Source organism: Rhizobium lentis (genome assembly GCF_014200175.1).
GTDB classification, from domain to species: domain Bacteria; phylum Pseudomonadota; class Alphaproteobacteria; order Rhizobiales; family Rhizobiaceae; genus Rhizobium; species Rhizobium mulingense.
Map to the genome: position 1 here is coordinate 1,047,994 of NZ_JACHBD010000001.1, position 14,845 is coordinate 1,062,838.

The 14,845-nt window shown below is 61.9% G+C and carries 20 protein-coding genes; 12 read left to right on the forward strand and 8 right to left on the reverse strand.

Annotated features, from left to right (window positions below; genetic code table 11):
* Positions 1-13: 13 nt before the first annotated feature.
* The gene (locus GGI60_RS05055) at positions 14-577 is read right to left on the reverse strand and encodes a TetR/AcrR family transcriptional regulator (protein WP_183912067.1); all 564 of its coding nucleotides are present in this window, start codon (positions 575-577) and stop codon (positions 14-16) included.
* A 161-nt stretch (positions 578-738) separates the two neighbouring features.
* Here GGI60_RS05055 and GGI60_RS05060 point away from each other — a divergent pair, with 161 nt between their 5' ends.
* The gene (locus GGI60_RS05060) at positions 739-1,134 is read left to right on the forward strand and encodes a group II truncated hemoglobin (RefSeq protein WP_183912065.1); all 396 of its coding nucleotides are present in this window, start codon (positions 739-741) and stop codon (positions 1,132-1,134) included.
* Positions 1,131-1,502 carry a DUF423 domain-containing protein gene (locus GGI60_RS05065; RefSeq protein WP_183912062.1) on the forward strand — a complete coding sequence of 124 codons (372 nt, stop codon included), beginning with the start codon at positions 1,131-1,133 and terminating at the stop codon, positions 1,500-1,502. The genes GGI60_RS05060 and GGI60_RS05065 overlap by 4 nt, the downstream gene beginning before the upstream one ends.
* A 206-nt stretch (positions 1,503-1,708) precedes the next feature.
* Here the strand turns inward: GGI60_RS05065 and GGI60_RS05070 are convergent, their stop codons facing one another.
* The 5 genes from GGI60_RS05070 to GGI60_RS05090 all read right to left on the reverse strand — a co-directional run bounded on the left by GGI60_RS05070 (position 1,709) and on the right by GGI60_RS05090 (position 4,625).
* Positions 1,709-2,023: an antibiotic biosynthesis monooxygenase family protein gene (locus GGI60_RS05070; RefSeq protein ID WP_183912060.1), complete on the reverse strand. Its 315-nt coding sequence runs from the start codon at positions 2,021-2,023 to the stop codon at positions 1,709-1,711.
* Positions 2,024-2,032: 9 nt separating this feature from the next.
* A complete protein-coding gene (locus tag GGI60_RS05075) occupies positions 2,033-2,305 on the reverse strand; it encodes a hypothetical protein (RefSeq protein WP_183912058.1) in 273 nt (90 codons plus the stop codon).
* The gene (locus GGI60_RS05080) at positions 2,302-2,709 is read right to left on the reverse strand and encodes a DUF2325 domain-containing protein (protein WP_039621588.1); all 408 of its coding nucleotides are present in this window, start codon (positions 2,707-2,709) and stop codon (positions 2,302-2,304) included. The genes GGI60_RS05075 and GGI60_RS05080 overlap by 4 nt, the downstream gene beginning before the upstream one ends.
* A 107-nt stretch (positions 2,710-2,816) precedes the next feature.
* The gene (locus GGI60_RS05085) at positions 2,817-4,142 is read right to left on the reverse strand and encodes an energy transducer TonB (RefSeq protein WP_183912056.1); all 1,326 of its coding nucleotides are present in this window, start codon (positions 4,140-4,142) and stop codon (positions 2,817-2,819) included.
* A 57-nt stretch (positions 4,143-4,199) separates the two neighbouring features.
* On the reverse strand, positions 4,200-4,625 hold the full coding sequence (locus GGI60_RS05090; protein ID WP_183912054.1) for a hypothetical protein: 426 nt from the start codon (positions 4,623-4,625) through the stop codon (positions 4,200-4,202).
* Positions 4,626-4,800: 175 nt separating this feature from the next.
* Between GGI60_RS05090 and hemP the strand changes: the two genes are divergently transcribed.
* The 7 genes from hemP (at position 4,801) to GGI60_RS05125 (ending at position 9,825) form a co-directional block, all read left to right on the forward strand.
* Positions 4,801-4,983, forward strand: a complete 183-nt coding sequence (gene hemP / locus GGI60_RS05095; RefSeq protein ID WP_183912052.1) for a hemin uptake protein HemP — start codon at positions 4,801-4,803, stop codon at positions 4,981-4,983.
* 20 nt (positions 4,984-5,003) lie between these two features.
* The gene (locus tag GGI60_RS05100; RefSeq protein ID WP_183912050.1) at positions 5,004-6,053 is read left to right on the forward strand and encodes a hemin-degrading factor; all 1,050 of its coding nucleotides are present in this window, start codon (positions 5,004-5,006) and stop codon (positions 6,051-6,053) included.
* Positions 6,054-6,064: 11 nt separating this feature from the next.
* Positions 6,065-6,994: a hemin ABC transporter substrate-binding protein gene (locus GGI60_RS05105; RefSeq protein ID WP_183912048.1), complete on the forward strand. Its 930-nt coding sequence runs from the start codon at positions 6,065-6,067 to the stop codon at positions 6,992-6,994.
* 2 nt (positions 6,995-6,996) lie between these two features.
* Complete coding sequence (locus tag GGI60_RS05110) at positions 6,997-8,106, forward strand: FecCD family ABC transporter permease (RefSeq protein ID WP_183912046.1); 1,110 nt, start codon at positions 6,997-6,999, stop codon at positions 8,104-8,106.
* A gap of 23 nt (positions 8,107-8,129) precedes the next feature.
* On the forward strand, positions 8,130-8,924 hold the full coding sequence (locus GGI60_RS05115; RefSeq protein WP_183913827.1) for a heme ABC transporter ATP-binding protein: 795 nt from the start codon (positions 8,130-8,132) through the stop codon (positions 8,922-8,924).
* Positions 8,925-9,072: 148 nt separating this feature from the next.
* The gene (locus tag GGI60_RS05120) at positions 9,073-9,417 is read left to right on the forward strand and encodes a DUF883 family protein (RefSeq protein WP_097604204.1); all 345 of its coding nucleotides are present in this window, start codon (positions 9,073-9,075) and stop codon (positions 9,415-9,417) included.
* 9 nt (positions 9,418-9,426) lie between these two features.
* Positions 9,427-9,825: a hypothetical protein gene (locus tag GGI60_RS05125; protein ID WP_183912044.1), complete on the forward strand. Its 399-nt coding sequence runs from the start codon at positions 9,427-9,429 to the stop codon at positions 9,823-9,825.
* Positions 9,826-10,047: 222 nt separating this feature from the next.
* Here GGI60_RS05125 and GGI60_RS05130 read toward each other — a convergent pair whose 3' ends face one another.
* Both GGI60_RS05130 and GGI60_RS05135 read right to left on the reverse strand, forming a co-directional pair.
* The gene (locus GGI60_RS05130; RefSeq protein ID WP_064684848.1) at positions 10,048-10,605 is read right to left on the reverse strand and encodes an RNA polymerase sigma factor; all 558 of its coding nucleotides are present in this window, start codon (positions 10,603-10,605) and stop codon (positions 10,048-10,050) included.
* Positions 10,606-10,615: 10 nt separating this feature from the next.
* The gene (locus GGI60_RS05135) at positions 10,616-10,822 is read right to left on the reverse strand and encodes a NepR family anti-sigma factor (protein ID WP_183912043.1); all 207 of its coding nucleotides are present in this window, start codon (positions 10,820-10,822) and stop codon (positions 10,616-10,618) included.
* Positions 10,823-11,078: 256 nt separating this feature from the next.
* On the opposite strand from GGI60_RS05135, the gene GGI60_RS05140 reads away from it, so the two are divergent.
* The 3 genes from GGI60_RS05140 to GGI60_RS05150 all read left to right on the forward strand — a co-directional run bounded on the left by GGI60_RS05140 (position 11,079) and on the right by GGI60_RS05150 (position 14,833).
* Positions 11,079-11,873, forward strand: a complete 795-nt coding sequence (locus GGI60_RS05140; protein ID WP_020922074.1) for a response regulator — start codon at positions 11,079-11,081, stop codon at positions 11,871-11,873.
* Between the two features lie 191 nt (positions 11,874-12,064).
* Entirely contained in the window at positions 12,065-13,060 is a 996-nt protein-coding gene (locus GGI60_RS05145) for a sensor histidine kinase (protein WP_183913825.1), read from the forward strand.
* A 411-nt stretch (positions 13,061-13,471) separates the two neighbouring features.
* Positions 13,472-14,833, forward strand: coding sequence for an NAD(P)-dependent oxidoreductase (locus GGI60_RS05150; protein ID WP_183912040.1), 1,362 nt, complete (start codon positions 13,472-13,474; stop codon positions 14,831-14,833).
* The last annotated feature ends 12 nt before the right edge of the window (positions 14,834-14,845 follow it).

Here is a 14,845-nt window from a genome sequence, read left to right on the forward strand (position 1 = left end):
AATTCCCTTCGGATTACTTGCCGGTCAGCTCGACGAGGCGGCCGATGAGGTCCCGCCTCAGGGCACCGTCGATATCGTGGCTTTCCAGCGTGTCCGCGAACCAAAGCCCGTCGGCGGCAAACCGCACGATCTGGGCGTCGAGCGAGGAGTCGGTGCCGACATATTCCTCTGCCCGCGCCTGCACCCACTGGCGCCAGCGCAGACGCAGCCGGGGTTCGGCAAGCAGCGCGATCGTTATCTGCGTCCAGTTTCTGGAATCGTCGGGACGGTCCTTGAGACCGGATACTGCCATGACATAAGCGCGGGTGAAACGGCCCTGCGGGAGCGGATCACCCCGCATCAGTTCCTCGATATCGCCGTCGAATGTTTCCAGCAGGCTCTCGAACAGGGCATCGAGCAACGCATTCTTCGTCGGGAAATGGTGCAGCAGCCCGCCCTTGCTGACGCTGGAGGCGGCCGACACCGCATCGAGCGTGACCGCGGCCATGCCTTCGCTGGCGGCAAGACGTGCGGCGACATCCAGCAATTGCTGGCGCACGAGAGCCGGTTGTTTCTTGCGGTGATGAGCGTTCGACATGCGATATAAAGATACCGTCCGGACGGTTTTGTCAAGAAGAATCGGTTGGAATCCCTTCGGCGCCGGCGTTATGCGCGAAATGCCGCGGCAGCTTGATACAGTTGCGATCATTTTCCGCCCGGTGCATGAAGGGGCCGTGGAAAGACATTTGGGATGGTTTCGTGACGGAGAAGGTCACCACTCTATATCAAGCGATCGGAGGCGATCCCGCCGTCAGGGCGCTGACGCGCCGTTTCTATGAGCTGATGGATAGGCTGCCGGAGGCAAGCAACGTGCGCGCCGTGCACCCGCCGAGCCTTCAGGAGAGCGAAGAGAAATTCTACGAATATATGAGCGGTTATCTCGGCGGCCCGCCGCTCTATACCGACAAACGCGGCCATCCGCGCCTGCGCAGCCGCCATTTCGTCGCCGAGATCGGCCCTGTCGAGCGCGACGAATGGCTGCTCTGCTTCCGCCGCGCCCTCGACGGGACGATCGAAAGCCAGGCGTTGCGCGATCTCATCTGGGCGCCGGTCGAGCGCCTCGCCTACCACATGCAGAACAAGGAACAACCATGAGCCTGAACGCGCGTCTGGAGCCGGTGCTATATCTCTTTGCCGGCCTGTTCGGCGTGGCCGGCGTCGCGCTTGCCGCTCTTGCCGCCCATGGCGGCGGGCAAGCCAACCTGGTCGCATCGGCATCCGCCATGTGCCTGACGCACGCCCCTGCCCTGCTGGCATTGGCTCTCGGCACCGCAAGGCTCAAAACCGCCTGGCTGGCCGGTTTTCTGATGATCGCCGGAACGCTGCTCTTTGCCGGCGACCTGGTCTCGCTGCGTTTTGCCGGTTCCGGCCTCTTCCCCTATGCCGCCCCGACCGGCGGCTGTGCGATGATGCTTGGCTGGCTGGCCGTTGCGGCGGGCGCGATCTTGCGGGTTCGGGCGTAGAGTTTGGCAATCGCTGCCGGTTGCTCGAGAGCAAACTAGGAGTCGCATGAAGCGCGTGCCGTGCAGCCCCCTCATCCGACCCTTCGGGCCACCTTCTCCCCGAGCGGAGAAGGGAAAATCAGCGCTGCGGCACGTCCCTTCTACCCTCGGGGAGAAGGTGTCCAGGGGGATGAGGGGGCTACGGACGCCAAGCTAACTGTCAGCAGCTAAATCCCATCGACCACATTGAAGCCCTCAAACACCGGCGGTCCCTTATACATCGCCTTGCGGTCGCCGGCATTGCGATGCGCAGCGCGGAAATTCTCGGACTTCGTCCAGTTCTGAAAATCCTCTTCGCTCTTCCAGACCGTGTGCGAAGAATAGAGCGTATAGCCCGCCTCTTCGTTGAGCTTGCCGCGCAGCAGCCGGAATTCGACGAAACCGGGCACTTCGGCCAGGCTGGAATCGCGATTGCGCCAGACAGTCTCGAAATCGCCCTCGGTCCCCGTGACGACCTGGAAGCGGTTCATCGCGATATACATGAAATCTCCTTACGCCTTCCTCTTGCCCATCTTTGCGGCATGCGAGGGAAAGGCAAGAACATTATTGCCGTTTGCCGCCGCCGGGCCAAGTGCTCTCGTTGTCGCTTCTCCAGGCATGCGCGCCTCCCAGGTCGGGAACAGCGTCACATTCTGATAGATCCGCTGGCGTTCGGCATGCTGCTGAAAAAGTTCGTAGAGTTCGGGCACGAGGCCGTCGCCGCTCTGCGCGGCGAGCTTGTGCAGGCCGATCATGGTGAAGCCGTCGGGGTGCTGGTCGTTCATCGGGAATTGTCTCGTTCGTTCATCGTCTGCAGCGCACGCTCCAGGCTGGATTTGCTGCCGTTGCGCAGCGGGATGAAGGCCTTGCCGAACTTCTTGCAGCCGGTCTTCACCCGAAGGCAGGCATCGTGGCTGATACAGTCGATCGGGCAGAAGACGCAGTCGACCGAGGGAAGCACGGTATCGATGCGGGACACCGCTTCGCGCAGGCCGCCGTCGTGATGAATGAGCTCGGCGCCGAAATTGCTGCAGATTTGGCGAAGATGCGCCACCTGGCAGTCGCGCCCGCCGACATAGAGGAAACTGCGGCCATCCAGTTTGGACCGTCCGGGGGATGCCTGACTTGCGTCCTCGCCCGCGCTGTCGCGGACCTCCCGGTTCGAACCCTTCTTGCCCTTGCGAGCCATTTACCACCCGTTCGCTCGTTGTCGTCACACGATTCCTGCGTGCGCGAACGGACTCTTATTAAACTTGATTTTCAGAGTAAAGTATAAAGTTGATTATCGTTATCATATTATCGCGGAGTGACCTCGACGGGGAAGGCGTAGGTACGCGAGGATGCCGCGATCGTGTCTGGCATCGCCGGCAGGTTGCAAGAGGCTACCCTGGCAAGAGCCGCGCTATCAACCTCGGGGAGCCCCGAGCCACGGACAACACTTGACGCGGTGATATCGCCTCTGCGATTGACGGTGATGCGAACGGTCAAGGTGGCCGGAGCCGTACGATACCGAGACTCCATCCGGTCTACGCAACGGAACAACCGCGCGACAAGCTTGCCTTTGTAATTGGCTTCCGACGCACCGCCCGCTCCATTCCGTCCACCGGATGTGCGCGAATTATCGTTCGAATTGGCGTCTGCCTGTCCGTCTGCAGCACCCCGGCGCGACTCCTGCTTGGCATCGCCCTCCGAACCCTGTGCTTTCTTCGGCGGCTGCTTCCTTTCCACCGTCTTCTTTTCTACAGGCTTTTCCAGCTTTGGCTTCGGCCGCGGAGTGACCACCTCAGTCGGCGGCTCCGGCTCGGGAGAAACGGGAGGTACCTCGACAGGCTTGATCTCTTCGGGTTCGGACTGCATTGCGCTTGCCGTTGGGGGTTCGCTAGACATCACCGGCTGCTCTGGCACCACCGCCGACATCGGCTGCACGACAGAAGTTTCTGCAGGGGTTTCGGATACCAGGACTTCAGGTTCCGAAGCCGCAATCGTCTGCGCTGATTGACGTGTAACCTCCTGCACAGGCCGGACGGTTTCGACCGGCTCTGCGTCCGCGGGCTGCACGGTTTCCGGCTGAACGACCTCCGCCTGCACCTCGGCTGTCTCGACTGGCTTAACTGTATCGGGCTCAACAGCCTCTGGGACCACTTCTTCCTGAATGGTCACCTCAGTGTCGCCGGCTGCGCTCTGATCGGCGTCGGAACTGCCGAGCATGACCACGCTGATCGCCTCGCCGGCTTCCATCAGCGTTTCATCCGAGGGCGCAGGCATCATAATAAGCAGCGTGGCGGCCAACGCAGCATGGAAAAAGGCTGAACCGACGCAACTCAGCGCCACCCGCCGTCGCACTGGTGTCTTCTCGTCATCCTGTTTTTCCACCGTCGCGTCCATCGGCGGCGCGGAAACGGGAGCTGCCGGCGCAGTTTCCGGATGATCCGGGAAGGATGAAATCTGCGCGAAACGCGTGTAGTGGATCACCGCTTCGCCGGCCGGCTGCCGCTGCGCGTTGCGCAATTCGGAAAGCTCGTGGCCGGGATGCATTCCGGGCGTATTATCATTCAGGCTGCCGCCGGCGTCCGCCTCCCCGATGAGCACCTGTCTCGATCTGGTTTTCGCTGAAATCGCCATTGTCTATGCCTCGGACAGCCTGAAACATGCCCGCCGGGGATCATGCCCGGCGTCTTCTTATCCCTCGAAGGGAACGGAAATCTGCGAGCGGGCGACGAGGCCCTTCATGCATTCGCCGGCAGCCGGCCCGTCGCAGACCGGCGTGTCGTTGATGAGGATGCGGGTCACGCTCTCGCATTTGACATTCGGCATGTCGAACTGACGCACGCGCTTCTTGCCCTGCGGCAGATCGCGGAAATCGAGCACGGTGATGCGGTCGACGGCATTCTTGTCGTTGAAGAAGGCAAGTTCGAAGGACACCTTGTTGATGGCGGCGGGCAGCTGGTTGAGCGCGACGAAGGTCATCATGCAGCCCTTCTGCGAGGGGGCCAGCGCGTTGAGCTCGACATTGAGAGAGGCTGCCCGTGCCGTCTCCTGTGCCTGGCATACGCTCGCAACCGCCATCACCCAGCCGGCCGCAATGGCCGCAAACCTACCCGTCATGATCTTCTCCGCCATGTCGCAGGCCGCCGGCAGGCGGCAGCAAATTAGCAATCTCAAAAACTTGAGTACGTTAGTCTCCTATTGCGTCTTTAAAAAACTATGAGTAATAAAGTCAAGTTAATTGTCACCACACCGGGGACCACCGATCCCCGGCTTCACGGAATTGCCAACCGACATGATGGTTGAAAAGCCAGACAGCTTTAAGCATGCGCCGCTGCCCAGCGAGCCGGCGGCGCAACAGCGGATCGTCGACAGCGCGGATCTTTTCCGCGGCATGAACGAGATCGTGATCAAACACGACGGGCTGGTCTACCGCCTGAAGATCACCCGCCAGGGCAAGCTCATTCTTAATAAATAGGGCCAATAAGTAGGTAAGACATGACTGAACAGAAAAGACCGGCGCCGGCCGAAATCCGTGCGTTTCGCGCCGAAAATCCAAAGATGCGCGAGCGCGATATCGCCGCCCGGCTGAAGATTTCCGAGGCAGCCCTCGTCGCCGCCGAAACAGGCATCAGCGTGACCCGCATCAATGGCAGCGCGCTGAAGCTTCTGGAACGCGTCGCCGGCCTCGGCGAAGTGATGGCGCTGTCGCGCAACGAAAGCGCCGTGCACGAGAAGATCGGCGTCTTCGAAAACATCAAGATGGGCATGCAGAGCGCGATCGCGCTCGGCGAGAACATCGACCTGCGCATCTTCCCCAGCCACTGGGAGCATGGCTTCGCCGTCTCCAAAAAGGATGGCGACCAGGAGCGTCTCAGCCTGCAATATTTCGACAAGGCGGGCAACGCCGTGCACAAGGTGCATCTGCGACCGAATTCGAATGTCGAGGCCTATCACGCGATCGTCGCCGAACTAAAGCTCGAAGACCAGTCGCAGGAATTCGTCGAGGCGGAGATTTCCAATGCCGCCGATGAGGCCGCAGATGTCAACCGCGACGAGCTGCGCGACAACTGGAGCAAACTCACCGACACGCATGAGTTCTTCGGCATGCTGAAGCGCCTGAAGATCGGCCGCCGGGCGGCCATCCGCAGCGTCGGCGACGACTATGCCTGGAAGCTCGACAACGGCGCGACGGCGGAGATGATGCATGCCTCGGTGAAATCGGGCCTCCCGATCATGTGCTTCGTCGCCAATAACGGCATCGTCCAGATCCATTCCGGCCCGATCGTCAACGTGCAGACCATGGGACCGTGGATCAATATCATGGACCCGACATTCCACCTGCATCTGCGCCAGGATCACATCGCCGAGACCTGGGCCGTGCGCAAGCCGACAAAGGACGGCCACGTCACTTCGCTCGAGGCTTACAATGCCGACGGCGAGATGATCATCCAGTTCTTCGGCAAGCGCAAGGAAGGCTCTGACGAACGCGCCGAATGGCGCGAGATCATCGAAAACCTGCCGCGGGCAGCAAGTGTCGCCGCATAAGGATCGCAACGATGACGATGCCTAACAATGTGCGCCGAATCCGTCCCTGGCAACTGGCGCTGACGGCGGCCGTCATGGCGCTGCCGCTGATCCCCTCGGCGCCGGCGGTCAAGGGCATCGCCTTTGTCCGTGCCGCCCGCGCCGAGGACAGGAAGCTGGACACGTCGCGCCTGGTTTCGGTCGGCGGCGATGTTACCGAGATCGTCTATGCGCTCGGCGAGGAAAGCCGGCTGATCGCCCGCGACACGACAAGCACCTATCCGGAAGCCGCGCTGGAGCTGCCCAATGTCGGTTATATGCGTGCGCTCTCACCGGAAGGCATCCTCGCCATGAACCCGACGGCGATCATCGCCGTCGAGGGTTCGGGCCCGGTAGAGGCGCTGGCCGTGCTGAAGAATGCCAGCGTGCCTTTCGAAACCGTGCCGAACACCTTTACCCGCGATGGCATCATCGCCAAGATCGATCGCGTCGGCGCGCTGCTTGGCGTGCCCGACAAGGCGAAAGCACTTGAAGAAAAGGTCGCGGCCGATCTCGATGCAGCAATCGCCGACGCCGAAAAGCGCCCGGAGACCGAGCGCAAGCGCGTTCTCTTCATCCTCAGCGCCCAGAACGGCCGGATCATGGCCTCGGGCACCGGCACGGCGGCCGACGGCATCGTCAAGCTTGCCGGCGCCGTCAATGCCGTCGGCGCATTCCCCGGTTATAAGCCGCTGACGGACGAGGCGATCATCGAAGCCAAGCCCGACATCATCGTGATGATGAACCGCGGCGACGGCGCCGGTACCAGGAACGAGGACCTGCTGGCCCAGCCGGCGATCGCGCTGACGCCGGCCGGCGAGAAGAAGGCGATCGTCCGGATGGACGGCATCTACCTGCTCGGCTTCGGCCCGCGCACGGCCGCCGCCGCGCGCGAGCTCAACGCGGCGATCTACGGGGGCTGATCATGGCCCTGCCGCAAGCCATGACGCAACCAGGGCGACGCTTTGCGATGGCAGAGATCGGCGAAACCAGGGCGGGCGACAGAACGCGGCTCGCCGTGCTGGCGATCGCTCTGCTTGTCGCCGGCTCCGCCTTCGCAATGCTGTTTTCGGTGACGACAGGCACCTCGGATGCCTCGATCCTCGAGGTCATCGGCAATGTGACCGGGTCGGAGGCGGCGCTGAGCGCCCGTGACCGGATCATCATCTTCGATATCCGCCTTCCCCGCACGATCCTCGGCTTTCTGATCGGCGCCTCGCTGGCGGTCTCCGGCACGGTGATGCAGGGCCTGTTCCGCAATCCGCTCGCCGATCCGGGCCTTGTCGGCGTCTCCTCCGGCGCAAGCCTCGGCGCGGTCGCCATGATCGTGCTCGGCAGCGGCCTCGCGGCACCGTTCCAGGCGTTCTTCGGCATCTACGCCTTGCCGGTGGCAGCCTTCGGCGGCGGTCTGGTCACGACGCTGCTGCTTTACAGGATCGCCACCCGTCACGGCCAGACCTCGGTGGCGACGATGCTACTTGCCGGCATCGCGCTCGGCGCGCTCACCCTCGCCGTGACCGGCCTGCTGATCTACGTCGCCAACGACCAGCAGCTGCGCGACCTGACCTTCTGGAGCATGGGCTCGCTTGCCGGCGCCACATGGACGAAGATCGCCGCCGCCGGCCCGATCATCCTGCTGTCCTTCACCGCCCTGCCCTTCATGGCCCGCGGCCTCAACGCCATCACGCTCGGCGAGGCAGCCGCTTTTCATATGGGCGTACCGGTGCAGCGGCTGAAGAATGTCGCAATCGTCGGCGTCGCCGCGGCGACCGGTGCTTCCGTCGCCGTCAGCGGCGGCATCGGTTTCGTCGGTATTGTCGTGCCGCACATCCTGCGCATGGCAATCGGGCCGGATCACCGTTTCCTGCTGCCGGCCGCAGCCCTTCTCGGCGGATCGCTGCTGATCTTCGCAGACGTGCTGGCGCGCACCCTGGTCGCCCCGGCCGAACTGCCGATCGGCATCATCACCGCGGCGGTCGGTGGGCCGTTCTTCCTGTGGATCCTGCTGAGGCAGCGTTCACGCCTTGCCCTTTGAGGGCAATTGTGAGTGACGTACAGATGATCGAAGTTTCCGGCCTCTCCGTGCGCCTGTCAGGCAAATCAATCATCAGCGACGTCGCTTTCACCGCAAAGGCCGGCGAGCTGACCGCGATTGCTGGTCCCAACGGCTCCGGCAAGACGACTACGATGAAGGCGATCTCCGGCGAGCTTGTTTATGATGGCTTGGTGCGCATCGGCGGCGACGAGGTGAAGGGGCTGAAGCCCTGGCAGCTTGCCGCCATTCGTGGTGTGCTGCCGCAGGCAAGTACCATCTCGTTTCCCTTCACCGTGCGCGAGATTGTCCGCATGGGCCTGACATCCGGCCTCAATCTCAATCCCGAAAAGGCGGACGAGACGGCGGCCGCCGCCCTCGCGTCGGTCGATCTGACCGGCTTCGAAGGCCGCTTCTACCAGGAACTCTCCGGGGGCGAGCAGCAGCGCGTGCAGCTTGCCCGCGTGCTTTGCCAGATCGCCGAGCCCGTCGTCGACGGCAAGTCCCGCTGGCTGCTGCTCGACGAGCCGGTCTCCAGCCTCGACATCAGCCATCAGCTGACCATCATGTCGCTTGCCCGCGATTTCTGCGAACGCGGCGGCGGCGTCATCGCCGTCATGCACGACATCAACCTGACGGCGCTCTTTGCCGACCGCCTCGTGCTGATGAAATCCGGCCGCCTCGCCGCCGCCGGCTGTATCGATGAGGTGTTGACCGATGAGACCATGCTCTCGGTATTCGGCTGCGCGCTGCGCATCAATCAGGTGCCTGCCGACGGCACTCCTTTCGTGCTCGCCCACAGCGCCGTTTCCCAAGGCTAACCGCCGAGCCCGGCGGAACTTTTGATCGCCCGGGACGTTGTCGGCAGTGATTTGGGTCAATGCCGCGCGGTCTCATCTATGCAACGAACGGTGGTGACCCGGTGCAGAACAGGCGGGCTTGCGCGCGCCCCAGCCATTGGAGACAGCCATGACCTATTCTATCTTTCACTCCGGCCGCAGCCGCCGCAACGGCACCTTCCACAATTTCGAATCCGGCATCGAGGAACAGATTGAGGCGCTGCGCGATGAGCTTGCGGAACTGACGCGCTTGGTCGGCAAGAGTTCGCGCCATCAGGGCGATAAGATGCGCAGCCAGGCAAGTGCGGGCTATGAGGAACTGCTCAGCCGCAGCGAGGATCTCTTACGCGAATTGCAGCATGGCTACGAGCGCGGCGCGACCGAGATGCGCGAGACCGTGCGCAAGCATCCGCTGGCCACGATCGGCGCCGCAGCAGCCTTCGGCCTGGCTATCGCCTTCCTCGCGCGGCGCTGAGGACGCGCGATGCTATCGATCCTCAGCCTGCTGACAGGCGCAAGCGTGCACCGGACCATCACGCGCGCCAAGCGCACCAGCATCTTCATCGCGCTCGCGCTGCTCTTCCTCCTCACAGCCTATGCGCTGGCGGTTGCCGCCGGAGCTATCTGGCTTGCCGGCATCTACGGTCCGTTCGCCGCCGTTCTCTTCATGGCCGTCGGTGCGCTGTTGATCGGCATAATCCTGCTCGCCGCGATGGCGATCGCCAATGCCCGGGAGAAACGCCGCGCCCGCGAGCGCCGCGCAGCGTTGGAATCGCTGGCGGCAGTCGGCCTCGGCCTCGTCCGCGCCCAGCCGCTGCTGACCGCTGGCGTGCTGGCGGCAATCGTCGCGGCCAATCTGGTGGGGTCGAAGCGGGAGGATTGAATTCTTTGCATCGCCCGTCTCCCGGACGCCTAAGAGGTGGAGCCCCACCTTTCCTCCCTCATTCCTGTGCCTGCCGCAAGGACTTCGAGCGGCGGCCTGGATTCCGGTGATGAGGGGGGAGAGGCTAGCGCCCGCAATACACACGCGGCACCCTCGCGCTCCCGGCAGCCCAAAAAGGCCGGCGTCTCAGGGGCAGCCGGCCGTTCTCCCATCACAACCTCGTCAGAACGCAAATGCCTTCGAGGTCAGCGGCGCCGAGGTGGCGTCGGGGCCGAAATCGGCTTCGCCTGAGATCTGCAGCAATTCCTGCAGGCGTTGGCGGGCGCGGTTGACGCGGCTCTTAATGGTGCCGACGGCGCAGCCGCAGATTTCGGCGGCCTCCTCGTAGGAAAAGCCCGAGGCGCCGACGAGGATGATCGCTTCGCGCTGGTCCGGCGGCAGCTGATCGAGCGCCTTCTTGAAGTCCTGCAGATCGAGCGCGCCATATTGCGAGGGGTGCATCGCCATCGATTCGGTGAACAAGCCGTCGCTGTCCTGCACCTCGCGGCCGCTTTTCCGCATCTGGCTGTAGAGCTCGTTGCGCAGGATCGTGAAGAGCCAGGCCTTCATATTGGTGCCCATCTCGAAATGATCCTGCTTGGCCCAGGCTTTCATGATCGTATCCTGGACGAGATCGTCGGCACGGTCGTGGCGTCCGATGAGCGAGATCGCGAAGGCGCGAAGACTGGGCAGCGCCGCCAGCAGTTCCCGCTTGAAGCTGGGTTGCATTTTATCTTCCATGCGGGCGATCCTATTCGGCCATCTTGGCGGAAGCCATCATCTCGGCATGGTCGAGCTTTTCGAGAAGATCGAGAAAACGATCGGGGATCGCTTCATCCTGTACGGCTGCATAGAGCGACCGCAATTTGACGCCGATCTGATTGTTCGGGTCCAGGATATCGCTTGCCCGCAGCTCCAGCTGTCGCTGATCGGCCGCTTCTTTCTTGCGTGTGGTCATCAATTCGTCTTCTCGCCGGTTGTCTGTTCTAGGGGCGTGCACGGCATCATCATGACTTCAACCAGCGAGACCGAGGCTTTCGATCATCGATGTCGCCGAGGTTTGCCGCTGCGTGGCTCAAAATGTTACGCCCTTTCTATGTCGGCTGGAATAATGCGGCGCGGCAAAAAAAGTTCCTGCCGTTCCGGAACTTTTTTATCAAGATGACGTTAATCGGTCATTGGAGCCAATGCCGGCCTGTATACAGGAGCCATATATGACACTTTCTACTCGAATTGCGCCGCACCTGCCTTATCTGCGTCGCTATTCCCGCGCACTGACCGGCACTCAGACTTCGGGCGACGCCTATGTCGCCGCCGTTCTTGAAGCCATCATCGCGGATCTGTCGATTTTCCCGGATACGGCGAATGACCGGGTCGCCCTCTACAAACTGTTTACACAACTGTTTGGTTCCACTGCAGTCCAGATTCCAGAGCCGACCTCGCCATATGCGTGGGAACAGCGCGCGACCCTCAATCTGTCCAAAGTTTCGCCAGGCGCCCGTCAGGCCTTTCTGCTCGCTTCCGTGGAGAATTTCCGCGTCGCCGAAATCGCAGAAATTCTCGAGCTCGACGAACAGGATGTCATGCAGTTGCTCGACAAGGCTTCGCAGGAGATTTCCCGCCAGGTGGCAACCGACATCATGATCATCGAGGACGAACCGCTGATCGCCATGGATATCGAACAGATGGTCGAAAGTCTCGGCCACCGCGTCACCGGCATCGCCCGCACCCATGCCGAAGCCGTCGCGCTTTACAACAAGACCAAGCCAAGCATGGTGCTCGCCGACATCCAGCTTGCCGACGGCAGTTCCGGCATCGATGCCGTCAACGACATTCTCAAGACGTCGAGCGTGCCGGTGATCTTCATCACCGCTTTCCCGGAACGGCTCCTGACCGGCGAGCGCCCCGAACCGACTTTCCTCGTTACCAAACCTTTCAACCCAGACATGGTCAAGGCACTGATCAGCCAGGCGCTTTTCTTCAATGAATCGACCAAGGTAGCCGCCTGAGACGCAATTTTCCGGCCTTCGGAACCAATCCGTCGAAACAGGCGTTCCGGTGCTGCCGGGACGCGCCGAAGGCCTTAACGGTTTTTGCAGCGCTTTGTTCTAAAGTCGGCAGGCGGTTTCTGGAGGGCGTTCCCTCCAGCGACGTTCAAGACGTCACAAGGAAAGGCGGCCGAGTGAATACGACTGAACCATTGTCGGGCACGCCTTTCACCTTCGAAGGCAAAGCCGCAATGATGGAACGGGCGCTCGGCAGCGCCGGTATTTCAATACTCTGCCAGGACGCCCGGCTTTCGATTTTCTACGCCGAAAATCTGCCGCCGTATTTCGCGGCGCGCTTCATGCCCGGCAGCACTGATGCTGGCCTTTTCGGCGATATCCATGGGCAGTATCTGACAGCGCTGAAACACAAGGTGCTGGAGACCGGCATCCCCAACAATGCCGAGGTCGAGATCGACGTCGACGGCGAAATGCGCACCTATGAACTGAAAATCCAGCGCACCGGTGAACGCGGCACGCATGGGCTTCTGTCCGTCATGACCGAGGTCACCGAAAGCCGGCACCGTGAAAAAGTACTGAAATCGCTGCTGCGCGAACTCTCGCACCGCTCGAAGAACCTTCTTGCCATCATCCAGGGCATTGCCACGCAGACGGCGCGCAACACGCTCTCTCTCGACAGTTTCCTCCTGAAGTTCCGCGGGAGGCTGCAATCGCTTTCCAATTCCCAAGACCTGATCACGGATTCGAGCTGGCGCGGCGCCTATCTTTTCGAACTCGCCGAAAAACAGTTCGCCCCCTACTGGCCGGAAACATCAGGCTCCATGCCGATCTACGGCATTAACGCGCATCTGACGCCGAATGCCGCCGTGCATCTGGGGCTTGCCCTCCACGAACTCATCGTCAACTCCGCCTCCTATGGCGCAATTGCCGGCGGCGCTGCCTCCATCACGCTCAACTGCCGGGAAGCTGCGATCGGCGACAGAAGGGCGATCGAGATCGCCTGGGCGGAAGTGCTGCAGGATCAGTCGGAAGTCCACGAATTCAGTGACAACAGCTTCGGCCGCACCGTGCTGGAGCGTGTCGTGCCCTCGTCGGTCAACGGCAAGGCGGAACTGAATCTTGTGCCCGGCCGCATCGAATATCGGCTGACCATTCCGGAGACCGAATTCGAAATCTTCAAACGCATCTGAGGTGGGAAATAAAGTCGGGCGAAAACAGAAAAACAGCCGGTGCGAGGGCGGCGCACCGGCTGTCTTCACTCACCGGGAGGGGACCGTGAGTACGTCCGGATAGTGGGTTGGGGGCGCGCATGTTGGGTCGATGCGATCACCATCCGGATATCGCGATAACGATGACGTCCAAATTTGGTTCCCTGCGGTCGCAAATAAATTCACTTTTTTGAATCTTTTTTCGGCCGGCCCTTTTGGACGGAACGCAGAAATATTTCTCTGACCCAAGGCGGCATTATTTCTTACGCGAAAACAGTGGATTGCGTGGACGTCCAAAGGGGGCGAACCGTCAAAATTTTACCGTTTGATAAATTTTTAAACCTGAGTTACGCTTTCCCTCACAGGCCGTTTACCAATAATGAGGGAACTTCAATGGAACGACTGGAAACTGGGATTCATGCCGGCCGGCTATCGCCTGCCGAGTATGAAGCTAATTTTTCCGATCTGCATCCACGCCTCGACCATCACGAGGCGCTGGTCGCCGCCGACCGCTGCTATTTCTGTTATGACGCGCCGTGCATGACGGCCTGTCCCACCTCGATCGACATTCCGCTCTTCATTCGGCAGATTTCGACCGGCAATCCGCTCGGCTCGGCGAAGACGATCTTCGATCAGAATATCCTCGGCGGCATGTGCGCCCGCGTCTGTCCCACCGAAGAGCTCTGCGAACAGGCCTGCGTGCGCAACACGGCGGAAGAACGGCCTGTCGAGATCGGTCGCCTGCAGCGTTACGCGACCGATGCCGCCATGCAGGCCGGCAAGCAGTTCTATAGCAGGGCCGAAGCATCAGGAAAGAAGGTCGCCATCGTCGGCGCCGGCCCGGCAGGCCTGGCCGCTGCGCACCGCCTGGCGGTCAAAGGCCACTCCGTCACCATCTACGATGCCAGGGAAAAATCTGGCGGCCTCAACGAATACGGCATCGCCACCTATAAGACCGTCGACGACTTCGCTCAGCAGGAAGTCGATTACGTGCTCTCGATCGGCGGTATCGAAGTGCGCCACGGCGCCCTTCTCGGCCGCGACTTTTCGCTTGCCGATCTGCAGGCTCAATATGATGCCGTTTTCCTCGGCATCGGCCTTGCCGGCGTCAACGCGCTGCGCATCGAGGGCGAGAGCCTTGCGGGCGTCGACGATGCCGTCGATTTCATCGCCGCACTGCGTCAGGCTGACGACAAGAGCGATATCGCCATCGGCCGCCGCGTCGTCGTTCTCGGCGGCGGCATGACGGCGATCGACGCTGCCGTGCAGGCAAAGCTGCTCGGTGCCGAAGAGGTGACGATCTGTTACCGCCGCGGCAAGGAGCATATGAACGCCTCGGAATACGAGCAGGATCTGGCAAGCTCCAAAGGCGTCATCATCCGCCATTGGCTGGCGCCGAAGTCGATCCTGGCTCAGGACGGCAAGGTCGCCGCCATCGAAGTGGAATACACCAAGCTCGTCGAAGGCCGCCTCGTCGGCACCGGCGAAACCGGCGTGATTGCCGCCGACCAGATCTTCAAGGCGATCGGCCAGACCTTTGACGCCTCCGGCCTCGGTTCGCTTCGCATGGAATCCGGTCGCATCGCGGTCGACGTCGAGGGCCGCACCTCCCTCGACGGCGTCTGGGCCGGCGGCGACTGCGTCTTCGGCGGCGAGGATCTTACCGTTTCCGCCGTCGCGCACGGCCGCGACGCGGCTGAATCCATCCATCGCACCCTCTCCGCAGCAGCCGCTCCGGCTGTCGCGGTTGCTTGAAGGGGAGAATGA

Excerpts from the sequence above, each read along its gene's own strand:
- GGI60_RS05135 (WP_183912043.1), bottom strand. The coding sequence starts at position 10,822 with ATGACCACACGCAAGAAAGAAGCGGCCGATCAGCGACAGCTGGAGCTG.
- GGI60_RS05100 (WP_183912050.1), top strand. The coding sequence starts at position 5,004 with ATGACTGAACAGAAAAGACCGGCGCCGGCCGAAATCCGTGCGTTTCGC.
- GGI60_RS05115 (WP_183913827.1), top strand. The coding sequence starts at position 8,130 with ATGATCGAAGTTTCCGGCCTCTCCGTGCGCCTGTCAGGCAAATCAATC.
- GGI60_RS05090 (WP_183912054.1), bottom strand. The coding sequence starts at position 4,625 with ATGACGGGTAGGTTTGCGGCCATTGCGGCCGGCTGGGTGATGGCGGTT.
- GGI60_RS05070 (WP_183912060.1), bottom strand. The coding sequence starts at position 2,023 with ATGTATATCGCGATGAACCGCTTCCAGGTCGTCACGGGGACCGAGGGC.
- GGI60_RS05080 (WP_039621588.1), bottom strand. The coding sequence starts at position 2,709 with ATGGCTCGCAAGGGCAAGAAGGGTTCGAACCGGGAGGTCCGCGACAGC.
- GGI60_RS05130 (WP_064684848.1), bottom strand. The coding sequence starts at position 10,605 with ATGGAAGATAAAATGCAACCCAGCTTCAAGCGGGAACTGCTGGCGGCG.
- GGI60_RS05065 (WP_183912062.1), top strand. The coding sequence starts at position 1,131 with ATGAGCCTGAACGCGCGTCTGGAGCCGGTGCTATATCTCTTTGCCGGC.
- GGI60_RS05075 (WP_183912058.1), bottom strand. The coding sequence starts at position 2,305 with ATGAACGACCAGCACCCCGACGGCTTCACCATGATCGGCCTGCACAAG.
- GGI60_RS05150 (WP_183912040.1), top strand. The coding sequence starts at position 13,472 with ATGGAACGACTGGAAACTGGGATTCATGCCGGCCGGCTATCGCCTGCC.
- GGI60_RS05125 (WP_183912044.1), top strand. The coding sequence starts at position 9,427 with ATGCTATCGATCCTCAGCCTGCTGACAGGCGCAAGCGTGCACCGGACC.
- GGI60_RS05110 (WP_183912046.1), top strand. The coding sequence starts at position 6,997 with ATGGCCCTGCCGCAAGCCATGACGCAACCAGGGCGACGCTTTGCGATG.
- GGI60_RS05085 (WP_183912056.1), bottom strand. The coding sequence starts at position 4,142 with ATGGCGATTTCAGCGAAAACCAGATCGAGACAGGTGCTCATCGGGGAG.
- GGI60_RS05120 (WP_097604204.1), top strand. The coding sequence starts at position 9,073 with ATGACCTATTCTATCTTTCACTCCGGCCGCAGCCGCCGCAACGGCACC.
- GGI60_RS05140 (WP_020922074.1), top strand. The coding sequence starts at position 11,079 with ATGACACTTTCTACTCGAATTGCGCCGCACCTGCCTTATCTGCGTCGC.
- GGI60_RS05055 (WP_183912067.1), bottom strand. The coding sequence starts at position 577 with ATGTCGAACGCTCATCACCGCAAGAAACAACCGGCTCTCGTGCGCCAG.
- hemP (WP_183912052.1), top strand. The coding sequence starts at position 4,801 with ATGATGGTTGAAAAGCCAGACAGCTTTAAGCATGCGCCGCTGCCCAGC.
- GGI60_RS05105 (WP_183912048.1), top strand. The coding sequence starts at position 6,065 with ATGACGATGCCTAACAATGTGCGCCGAATCCGTCCCTGGCAACTGGCG.